This is a genomic window from Enterococcus pseudoavium NBRC 100491 (assembly GCF_001544295.1).
GTDB classification, from domain to species: domain Bacteria; phylum Bacillota; class Bacilli; order Lactobacillales; family Enterococcaceae; genus Enterococcus_A; species Enterococcus_A pseudoavium.
The window spans coordinates 1-10,201 of the sequence record NZ_BCQF01000044.1 but is presented as its reverse complement, the minus strand read 5'-3'; the positions used below and the strand labels follow the sequence as shown (position 1 = coordinate 10,201).

Annotated in this window: 9 protein-coding genes, 12 tRNA genes, 1 pseudogene and 2 riboswitches; all 22 genes and pseudogenes read left to right on the top strand. The window is 42.1% G+C overall.

Annotated elements, in window-relative coordinates:
* The first annotated feature begins 48 nt into the window (after positions 1–48).
* Positions 49–137 (top strand) — tRNA-Ser (locus tag EP1_RS12975).
* Between the two features lie 16 nt (positions 138–153).
* Positions 154–225, top strand: a tRNA-Glu gene (locus tag EP1_RS12970).
* Positions 226–238: 13 nt separating this feature from the next.
* Positions 239–311, top strand: a tRNA-Val gene (locus tag EP1_RS12965).
* Positions 312–314: 3 nt separating this feature from the next.
* A tRNA-Asp gene (locus EP1_RS12960) sits at positions 315–390 on the top strand.
* Between the two features lie 29 nt (positions 391–419).
* Positions 420–495, top strand: a tRNA-Phe gene (locus EP1_RS12955).
* A gap of 1 nt (position 496) precedes the next feature.
* Positions 497–577: transfer RNA gene (locus tag EP1_RS12950), tRNA-Tyr, on the top strand.
* A gap of 8 nt (positions 578–585) precedes the next feature.
* Positions 586–656: transfer RNA gene (locus EP1_RS12945), tRNA-Trp, on the top strand.
* Between the two features lie 14 nt (positions 657–670).
* Positions 671–743: transfer RNA gene (locus tag EP1_RS12940), tRNA-His, on the top strand.
* 12 nt (positions 744–755) lie between these two features.
* Positions 756–827 (top strand) — tRNA-Gln (locus EP1_RS12935).
* A 70-nt stretch (positions 828–897) separates the two neighbouring features.
* A tRNA-Cys gene (locus tag EP1_RS12930) sits at positions 898–968 on the top strand.
* A gap of 24 nt (positions 969–992) precedes the next feature.
* Positions 993–1,076: transfer RNA gene (locus tag EP1_RS12925), tRNA-Leu, on the top strand.
* A gap of 59 nt (positions 1,077–1,135) precedes the next feature.
* A tRNA-His gene (locus tag EP1_RS12920) sits at positions 1,136–1,208 on the top strand.
* 426 nt (positions 1,209–1,634) lie between these two features.
* A riboswitch (glycine riboswitch) is annotated at positions 1,635–1,747 on the top strand.
* Positions 1,748–1,839, top strand: a riboswitch (glycine riboswitch). It begins immediately after the preceding riboswitch.
* 105 nt (positions 1,840–1,944) lie between these two features.
* Entirely contained in the window at positions 1,945–2,331 is a 387-nt protein-coding gene (locus EP1_RS12915; protein ID WP_174519755.1) for a GrdX family protein, read from the top strand.
* Positions 2,332–2,371: 40 nt separating this feature from the next.
* On the top strand, positions 2,372–3,658 hold the full coding sequence (locus EP1_RS12910) for a glycine/sarcosine/betaine reductase component B subunit (protein ID WP_067628218.1): 1,287 nt from the start codon (positions 2,372–2,374) through the stop codon (positions 3,656–3,658).
* A gap of 24 nt (positions 3,659–3,682) precedes the next feature.
* Complete coding sequence (gene grdA / locus EP1_RS12900) at positions 3,683–4,156, top strand: glycine/sarcosine/betaine reductase complex selenoprotein A (protein ID WP_083507560.1); 474 nt, start codon at positions 3,683–3,685, stop codon at positions 4,154–4,156.
* An 18-nt stretch (positions 4,157–4,174) separates the two neighbouring features.
* Entirely contained in the window at positions 4,175–5,476 is a 1,302-nt protein-coding gene (grdB, locus tag EP1_RS12895) for a glycine reductase complex selenoprotein B (protein WP_083507559.1), read from the top strand.
* Between the two features lie 59 nt (positions 5,477–5,535).
* Positions 5,536–6,504: an NAD(P)/FAD-dependent oxidoreductase gene (locus EP1_RS12885; RefSeq protein ID WP_067628203.1), complete on the top strand. Its 969-nt coding sequence runs from the start codon at positions 5,536–5,538 to the stop codon at positions 6,502–6,504.
* Positions 6,501–6,824, top strand: coding sequence for a thioredoxin TrxA (gene trxA / locus EP1_RS12880; RefSeq protein WP_067628200.1), 324 nt, complete (start codon positions 6,501–6,503; stop codon positions 6,822–6,824). The genes EP1_RS12885 and trxA overlap by 4 nt, the downstream gene beginning before the upstream one ends.
* A 172-nt stretch (positions 6,825–6,996) precedes the next feature.
* Positions 6,997–8,532: a glycine/sarcosine/betaine reductase complex component C subunit beta gene (grdC, locus tag EP1_RS12875; RefSeq protein ID WP_067628196.1), complete on the top strand. Its 1,536-nt coding sequence runs from the start codon at positions 6,997–6,999 to the stop codon at positions 8,530–8,532.
* An 11-nt stretch (positions 8,533–8,543) separates the two neighbouring features.
* On the top strand, positions 8,544–9,140 hold the full coding sequence (locus EP1_RS13805; RefSeq protein WP_344692993.1) for a hypothetical protein: 597 nt from the start codon (positions 8,544–8,546) through the stop codon (positions 9,138–9,140).
* Complete coding sequence (locus EP1_RS13800; protein ID WP_344692991.1) at positions 9,070–9,708, top strand: hypothetical protein; 639 nt, start codon at positions 9,070–9,072, stop codon at positions 9,706–9,708. Before EP1_RS13805 ends, EP1_RS13800 begins: the two co-directional genes overlap by 71 nt.
* A gap of 103 nt (positions 9,709–9,811) precedes the next feature.
* Positions 9,812–10,201 (top strand): annotated as a pseudogene (locus EP1_RS12865) (MFS transporter); the annotation flags it as partial.

Genomic DNA, 10,201 nt, shown 5'->3' with positions numbered 1-10,201 from the left:
TTTCTCTTAAGAGAATAATAGAGTATTGGGCCTTTGTGCTCCTATCTTGGAGAGTTGTCCGAGTGGCCGAAGGAGCATGATTGGAAATCATGTAGGCGGGTATTCCTGTCTCAAGGGTTCGAATCCCTTACTCTCCGTTACATTATTTTTACTGGCCCGTTGGTCAAGCGGTTAAGACACCGCCCTTTCACGGCGGTAACACGGGTTCGAGTCCCGTACGGGTCATTTAATTAAATATGGAGGTTTAGCTCAGCTGGGAGAGCATCTGCCTTACAAGCAGAGGGTCAGCGGTTCGATCCCGTTAACCTCCATTCGGTTCCGTGGTGTAGGGGTTAACATGCCTGCCTGTCACGCAGGAGATCGCGGGTTCAAATCCCGTCGGGACCGCCATTTAATTAAAACTTTAAACTATATAATATGGCTCGGTAGCTCAGTTGGTAGAGCAATGGATTGAAGCTCCATGTGTCGGCAGTTCGATTCTGTCCCGCGCCACCATGGAGGAGTAGCGAAGTGGCTAAACGCGACGGACTGTAAATCCGTTCCTTAGGGTTCAGTGGTTCGAATCCACTCTCCTCCATTCGTTTCAGGGGCATAGTTTAAAGGTAGAACAGCGGTCTCCAAAACCGTTAGTGTGGGTTCAATTCCTGCTGCCCCTGTTTTTCTTAATATGGCGATCGTGGCGAAGTGGTTAACGCACCGGATTGTGGCTCCGGCACTCGTGGGTTCGATTCCCATCGTTCGCCCTTGTAATTTATTGGGGTATAGCCAAGCGGTAAGGCAAGGGACTTTGACTCCCTCATGCGTTGGTTCGAATCCAGCTACCCCAGTTTTTCTTAGAAAAGTTTCAGGAAACTCTCTTGAAAAATACTTGTTCTAAGAAGAAAACAATAGTATAATGGCGGTATAGCCAAGTGGTAAGGCAGAGGTCTGCAAAACCTTCATCACCGGTTCAAATCCGGTTACCGCCTTAGTACTAGAATATTTATTGACATGCCGGCGTGGCGGAATTGGCAGACGCGCTGGACTCAAAATCCAGTGCCCTCACGGGCGTGCCGGTTCGACCCCGGCCGCCGGTATAAAGAGCTAAGATGGTTATTTCATCTTAGTTTTTTATTTGAAATTGAATAGCACCATGGCGATCGTGGCGAAGTGGTTAACGCACCGGATTGTGGCTCCGGCACTCGTGGGTTCGATTCCCATCGTTCGCCCTAACGAAGAGACTAAACATTTGTTTAGTCTCTTTTTTTGGATGTTTCGAAAACTAAATGCTATGCAGGGACATGAGAGATTTCAATGTGCGATAAAAAAGTCTCATAAAATGTGTACATAAAATCATCTTAACGTTATTCGTAATACTGTGTTTAGAAAAATAATTCCCAAAATAATCTGTATTATCGACTTTTTATTAAATCCGAATAAAAAAACGATGAAAATATTTCTAATTGATTAATTTATATATAAAGTGTATCTATCTATATAAAAACGTCATAGATAGTAAAATGATATGAATTTTCTTTATTGAAAACGGAGAGATACAAATTGAAAATTTTTTTTTTTTATTTTTATAAAAAAAGAAAAAGTGGAGTTCGCAGCATACTATTGATAAGATGCAATAAATGAAACGTTTACAATAAAAGATTATTACGGGAGAGCGTGATTGATCTAAACTCACCACCGAAGGAATAAGTTGCTGAATCAGCAGGAATCAGTAGTGAAAATCTCAGGTAAAAAGGACCGTAATATGATAAAACTTCTAGAAAGCACCAGTTTTGAGGTGCGCCGATGGAGCAATCCTTTGAACAAGGAGAATCTCTCAGGCATAAAAACAGAGAATGACTGCAGATACTGCCGTTGTTCTCTGTTTTTCTTTTATCGATGTTCAAATTTCTAAGCCAAATGTCATGTGAAAAGATCAACAATCAGTTAAGGGGGAGCAAACTTAAAATGAAGATTGTGACAAATAATCCGATGGTTCAGGAGCAAATGCTGAACATAGGAAAAATTGATTATATTGAGGGTTCATATGATCAGGTGTTGGATAAAGTCAAAACCTTAATTATTAAGGAGAAACTCTCTTTGGTGAGTCACCCATTAAGTGGAAGCATCAAACCGAATGAAACGTATTATAAGACGATTTTTATTTCAGAGACCACTTCTCAGTATATTGATATTGAGAGTTTGGAATATATTGAATCAGCGATAGCTGTCTATGAAAAATTCATCAAAAATAAACAGCGCCCTAATTGGTCCTTAGCGGTGCTCAATGATTTTGCTTTTGTAGATTTTTCTATCGCCCAAAGTACATTGGATAGAATGGGGGTGACAAGATAAGATTCAGCGATCTGCAACTAATTAGAACTGAGGTGAATAAATGAAACTAGAAGTTGGAAACATCGAAATCAAAGAGGTTATTTTAGGTAGAGAAGAGAAAATCGAAAACGGTACGCTAACACTTGATCCGGCGAAAATTAAGGAACTCGTATTGGAGGATGATCGTTTAGCGGCCTGTGAGATTGAACTCGCCAAACCGGGTGACAGCATTCGTATCACACCAGTTAAAGATGTGATCGAACCAAGATGTAAAGTTGATTCAGAGACAGGAATTTTTCCAGGAGTCATTAATAAAGTGGATGTCGTTGGTAGTGGACGAACTCACGTATTAAAAGGCTGTGGAGTTATGACGGTTGGGAAAATCGTGGGTTTCCAAGAAGGAATCGTAGATATGCAAGGTCCTGGTTCTGAACTGACACCCTTTTCACAGTTGATCGAAATTTGTTTAGTTTTAACACCACAAGAAGAGTTGGATACTCATTTATATGAAGAAGCCGTCCGTTTTGCAGGGCTGAAAACAGCTGATTATATTGGCAAGCTTGGTGAAAAAAGTGAACCCGACAGTATTGAAACCTTTGAAACATTACCCTTATTAGAGCAGATTCAGCAATATCCAGATCTGCCAAAAGTCGGTTATGTTTATATGTTGCAAACACAGGGCTTACTTCATGACACCTATGTTTATGGAACGGATGCGAAGCACATCGTACCGACGATCCTCTATCCCACAGAAGTCATGGATGGCGCGATCATCAGCGGAAACTGTGTGTCCGCTTGTGACAAGAACACGACCTACCATCATTTGAATAATCCAGTGATTGCTGATCTATACAAACAGCATGGCAAAGAAATTAACTTTTTAGGTGTGATCATAACAAATGAAACAGTCTATTTAAAGGATAAACACCGTTCTAGTGATTTTGTCGCAAAATTAACGGAATATATTGGATTAGAGGGTGTCATTATTTCTCAAGAAGGCTTTGGAAATCCTGATACGGATTTGATCATGAACTGTAAGAAAGTCGAAGAAAAAGGTATTAAAACAGTGATTGTAACAGATGAATATGCTGGAAGAGACGGTGCTAGCCAGTCCTTAGCAGATGCAGACAAATTAGCAACTGCGGTAGTTACTGGCGGAAACGCAAATGAAACGATCCAATTACCAAAAATGGATCGCTTAATCGGACAATTAGATTATGTGGATGTCATCGCAGGCGGCTTTGACGGCAGCTTGAAAGAAGATGGCATGATTGAAGTTGAAATCCAGGCAATTACCGGTGCAACAAATGAATTAGGTTTTAACAAAATGTCTGCAAAAGGCGTTTAAAATCATAAGAGGGAGGAAATACTAATGACTTTAGATCTAAAAAACAAAAAAGTCTTGGTGATCGGTGACCGTGATGGTATCCCAGGACAAGCAATTGAAGCTTGTATCGAGGGTACGGGATCAGAAGTAATATTCTCATCAACAGAATGTTTCGTCTGAACGGCCGCTGGTGCAATGGACTTAGAAAACCAACGTAGAGTAAAAGAAGCAGCAGAGAACTTCGGAGCAGAGAACGTGGTCGTTCTGATCGGTGCTGCCGAAGGAGAAGCAGCTGGGTTAGCTGCTGAAACTGTAACAAACGGAGATCCTACGTATGCAGGTCCATTGACCAATGAACAGCTAGGTTTAGCTGTATATCACGCTGTAGAGCCAGAATTTAAAGAAGTTGTTGACTCAGATGTTTTTGAAGAGCAGATCGGCATGATGGAAATGGTTTTAGATGTTGATGACATCATTGAAGAAGTGTCCGAAATGAGGAATCAATACGCCAAATACTAACCAGCAAAGGAGCATCTTATGACTAAGTTTAAAGTTGTTCACTACATCAACCAGTTTTATGCTGGGATCGGTGGTGAAGAAAAGGCGGATATCCAATCATTCTCGAAAGCCGAAGTAGTAGGGCCAGGTCTTGCTTTCATGAATTCATTTGGCGATGAAGCAGAAATCGTTGGCACTGTAGTGTGTGGCGACAGTTTCTTTAATGAGAACTTGGATAGTGCCAAAAAAGATGTATTAAATCGGATCAAACAATTTGAACCAGATATTGTTATCGCAGGCCCAGCCTTTAATGCCGGTAGATACGGTATTGCTTGCGGGGAGGTTGCCCAAGCAGTCATGACTGAACTGGATATCCCAGCTGTAACAGGGATGTATGAAGAAAACCCTGGAGTTGAAATGTACAAAAAGGGTGCTTACATCGTGCCGACTAGAAATAGTGCGGCAGGTATGAGAAAAGCAGTGCCTGTGATTGCTAATCTTGCGTTGAAATTGTTGAAGAAGGAACAAGTTTCACCAGAAACGGATAATTACTTTGTTCGTTATCGAAAGAATTTTCAGGATGAAAAACGCGGTTCTGCCAGAGCGGTGGATATGCTGATACGTAAGTTGAATGAACAAGAATTTACGACAGAATATCCCATGCCTGAATTTGATAACGTCGCACCAGCCACTGCGATAAGTGATTTATCGAAAGCGAAGATTGCGCTTGTAACCTCGGGTGGAATTGTTCCTAAAGGCAATCCAGAACGTATTGAATCAAGCAGTGCTTCGAAGTACGGAACGTATTCGATTGAAAATGTCGATACATTAACTGCGGATTCTTATGAAACAGCTCATGGCGGCTATGACCCTTCTTATGCGAATCAAGATCCAAACCGGGTATTGCCATTAGATATAGTGAGAGAAATGGAAAAAGAAGGCGTAATCAGTAGTCTACACAATTACTTTTATACAACCGTTGGAAATGGAACGGCGGTCGCCAATGCTAAGAAGTATGCGGCTGAGATCGCTCAAAAACTACTTGCTGATGGTGTTGATGCAGTCATTTTGACTTCCACCTGAGGAACCTGTACTCGTTGCGGTGCAACGATGGTTAAGGAAATTGAAAAAACAGGCTTGCCTGTAGTTCATATCTGTACAGTTGTTCCAATCTCGCAAACCGTTGGCGCGAATCGAATCGTGCCTGCCATTGCGATTCCTCACCCATTAGGTAATCCAAGCCTAAGCTTGAAGGAAGAACAAAAACTGCGTCGCGGTATCGTTGAGAAGGCTTTGAAGGCGATGACGACACCAGTCGACGAACAAACGGTATTTGAATAATCTTTGACTGCCTGAGTGAGCCTTCTTTCAGGCAGTGATTGAGGGGAGAGCATGGAAATATGTACGATGTGATTATTATCGGCGGTGGACCGGCTGGATTAACCGCTGCTATTTATAATGCTAGAGCACGTTTAAACGTATTACTTTTAGAGAAAACCAAATTAGGCGGACAAATCGTGTCGACCCATGAAATCGCCAATTTCCCGGGTTCAATCAAATCGACCGAAGAGGAAACTTCAGGCCCGGAATTGATCAAACGGATGGCAGATCAGGCTCAGCAATTCGGCGCGGAAATTCAATTACGTAAAGAAGTGACTGATTTAGAGCTTGATGGAAAAGTCAAAAAAGTCATCTGTAAAGATGGGAGTATGTATGAATCTCATGCAGTTATTTGTGCCAACGGTGCTTTTCCTAGAGAAATCGGTTGTGTCGGTGAACGAGCATTAGCAGGAAAAGGCGTGTCGTATTGTGCGACTTGCGATGGTGCATTCTTTGAAGACTTGGAGGTTTATGTGATCGGCGGCGGGAATTCCGCAGTGGAAGAAGCGATGTTCATCACGACTTTTGCCCGCAAAGTTCACATCATTCAAAATTTGAGCGATCTGACGGCGGATGCGATCGCCGTAGAACAAGCCCAAGCCAATGACAAGATTGATTATATCTTTGACTCTGTTGTAGAAAGTATTGAAGGCGAAGACATGGTGGAAGCGATGACGATTCGCAATACGAAGACTGGTGAGTTGACACGTTTTGAGGCAGATGAGGAGGATGGCTTATTTGGTATCTTTGTCTTTATCGGAAATGTACCAAGTACGAAGTTGTATGAAGGAAAGATTCCGTTGAATGATTATGGTTACATGATTACTGATGAAGCAATGTGCACCGAAATTGAAGGTGTCTTTGCAGCTGGCGATATGCGGCCCAAAGTATTACGTCAAGTTGTAACCGCTACTGGAGATGGTGCGACGGCGGCCTTCTCAGCGCAGAAATATGTTGAAAGAATTAAAAGGGAGGTACCAACCACATGATTGAATTAACTGTTGATAATTTTAGTGCAGAAGTATTAGAACAAGACAGCCCTGTCTTAGTCGACTGGTGGGGCGAAACCTGTGAAAACTGTTTAGCTTTGATGCCCGATGTGGAAGAACTGTACGAACAATATGGAGAAAAAATTCGTTTTACTAAATTCAATACCTCCCAGAAAAAAGTTCGCCGCTTTTGTATTCAACATAAGGTACTAGGCTTGCCGGTCATTTCAATCTATCAAAACGGTGAAAAGGTAGACGAAGTTGCCAAAGATGATTGTACCAAAGAAGCAATTGAAGAAATGATCAAAAAATATTTCTAATAGTATTTTTGACTGGATTTTTTAAACCGGATTGCTGTTTTTGAAAATACGTGGTTAAGCTCGGTATCAACAGGATGGTATGCATAACGATGGAAAGATTTTCAAATTGGCAATCCGTTTTATGAATTGAAACGATCTCAGTTTGTGAGAATGATAGGCGAGGAGAATGTCCATGAATTATTCGACTTTAAGAGGTGCGAGCTATGTCTTGGTTCATACACCAGACATGATTGAACATAATGGGACGACCCAAACAACAGAGAAAATCACGACCCCTGACAGCCCCTATCTAGCGAATCTGTATGATAATTTGCGCAGCTATGATGAAGTGGTCAACTATGCACCAAATCAGACTTATATTGGTAATTTGAGCTATCAAGAGTTGAAGAAATTACCACAGCCTTGGGTCAATCAGACATTTGAAGGGCAACGCGAAGGGAAATACGGCGAAATTATGCCGGAATTGGAATTTTATGGTCTGTTGCAGATCGCTGATGTATTTGAATTAGTACATTTAGAAGAAAGTTTTGCGGTAGTAGTTCGTGAAGCGTTAAGTATTCATCCTTTATTCAAGGAGGATATTGAAAAAATCAAAGAAGGAAAAACACTTGAGTGGATCGAAAAAGATGTCGCTGAAAACCATGCGGAACCATTATATTATGAGCGTCAGTTAGTTGGATGTGTGAGCCCAGCTCACCAGATCGATGTGAATTTGAATGCCCATGTGATGTTGGAAAATTTAGTAGTGAAGGCTAGCGGAGTATTAGCTTTACGTCAATTGATCAGTAAGCATCGGCTCGATCCGAAAGAGATTGATTATGTGATTGAATGCAGTGAAGAGGCTTGTGGTGATATGAATCAGCGAGGAGGCGGCAACTTTGCCAAAGCGATTGCTGAATTATGTGGCTGCGAACACGCAACGGGTTCAGATATTCGCAGTTTCTGTGCGGGGCCGACTCACGCTTTGATCACAGCGGCTTCCCTAGTAGCGGCAGGAACTCATAAAAATGTTGTTCTTGTAGCTGGTGGAGCGACTGCAAAACTAGGAATGAATGGTAAATCCCACGTAGGTAAGGGCTTGCCGATTTTAGAAGATGTAATAGGTGGTTTTGCGGCCTTAATCAGTGAAAATGATGGTGTACACCCAATTTTGCGGCATGATTTAACAGGGAAACACGAAGTCGGTAGCGGATCGAGTCCGCAGGCTGTAACGACAGCGCTAATCGCTAGTATTTTAGAAAAAGCTCAATTATCGATCAAAGATGTGGATGTCTATTCAGTCGAAATGCAAAATCCGGATATTACAAAACCAGCAGGTGCCGGGGATGTACCGTTAGCCAACTTGAAAATGATTGGTGCAATCGGCGTGCTGCGTAAAGATATCGAGAAAAAAGATCTGATGGCCTTTGTTAATGAAAAATCATTAGTAGGCTGGGCGCCCACCCAAGGGCACATTCCAAGCGGCATTCCTTATTTAGGCTTTGCGGCAGAGGACTTAGTCAGCGGTGATAAGAATCGTGCGATGATCGTCGGAAAAGGCTCGCTTTTCTTAGGTCGGATGACCAACCTGTTTGATGGTGTATCGATCTTGATTGAACGCAACAGCGGCAAAGTATCGAAAGAAAATCAGCAAGGTTTAGAAGAATTAGTCAGAAAAGAAGTTGCGCAGGCCTTAAGAAGCTTTGTTGCCAATCTTTCAGTAGAATAGAGGTGGAGCCAATGTCTGATCAAGTAAAACAAACAGTCAAAAAAATTTTTGAAGAGTTAGCTACTAGTCTTGAAAAGGGCCGAATGGAACCTAGAATTAAAATCGGCTTGACCATTGACGGAAGCGAACTTAGCATGGAGGTCATGAAACAGGCGGCGTACACAATCAAGCAGAAAAATCTTTTTGATTTGGTATTGATCGGTAGCGATGTAGATTGGGCCGAGGATTTCGAGCATTATTCAACGACTAATTGTCAAAAAGAAGCCTCTGAGTTGATGGAGAAATTACTCGACAGCGGAGAATTGCAGGGGTGTGTGACATTACACTATAGCTTTCCAATCGGTGTCTCCACCGTTGGTAAAGTTGTTACACCGGCATTAGGTCGTGAACTTTATATCGCGACTACAACTGGAACGACCAGTGGGGTTCGAAATGAAGCGATGGTCTTGAATGCCGTCAATGGGATCATTGCGGCCAAAGCTTGCGGTATCAAAGAGCCAACCGTTGGTATTTTGAACGTCGAAGGAGCAAAAACAGTTGATCGTTCGTTCATTAACCACGCTTCAGAAAAACGGCTATGCTCTCATTTTTGGCGAAAGTCAACGTGAGGATGGCGGGAAAGTCCTACGGGGCAATGATTTATTGTTAGGCAGTGTTGATGTCGTGGTCTGTGACAGCTTAACCGGAAATATCCTAATGAAGCTTTTCTCTGCCGGTTCTAGTGGAGGAAATTACGAAACATTAGGAGCTGGTTACGGTCCAGGAATTGGCCGGAATTACGAGCGTAACATCTGCATTATTTCCCGTGCCAGCGGCGTTCCCGTAATCGTTAATGCATTGGAATACGCCTATAAATTAGCCAAAGGTAAGCTGGGGAAAATCAGCCGAATGGAATATCAAAAAGCTGATCAAGCCGGTTTGAAGAAAATTTGTGCGGAACTGACCGCAACGCCAGAAACAAAAACTGCAAAAGAGATCGAGCCACCAGCTAAGGAAATCGTGACAAGTGAGATCGCCGGTGTCGAAATCATGGAACTGGAGGATGCAGTGAAGGTTTTATGGGCAAATGATATTTATGCAGAAAGCGGAATGGGGTGCACAGGTCCGATAGTTTTAGTCAACGAGAAGCATTTAACAAATGCAATAAATCAATTGAAAGCAGCAAACTATTTATAAAAATTATACCGTTCTCTTTTGTACTTAGTTTTTTGTTTCTTATTCGATCTAAGTTATGAAAAAGGACACAGTTACATCAATCTTTAGTAAAAGGAGACAGTATATGAAGGAAGGAAAACACATTTTTTATGGCTGGTGGATTGTTGCTGGTTGTGTCGTAATTACGGCGACAATGGTCCCTTTAGTTATGTCTTTGTCGGGAAAATATGCGCTAGCTGTAATTGAAGAACTACAAATCAGTCGTAGCCAGTTTATGCTGGTAAACACCATTGTTCAGCTGATCGGTATCTTTTTATCCCCCATCGTATCGAAGCGAATTGCCTCTGGCCAGATGAAAGTATTGCAAGTGGTCGGCGTTATGGGTTTTTGTATTAGCTATTTTACTTACTCACTGGCTCAAGGAGCGGTCCATCTGTATATTTCCTCTATCTTTGTGGGGCTTTTTTATTGGGCATCTACGATAATTCCAATTACTTATATGATTACGATGTGG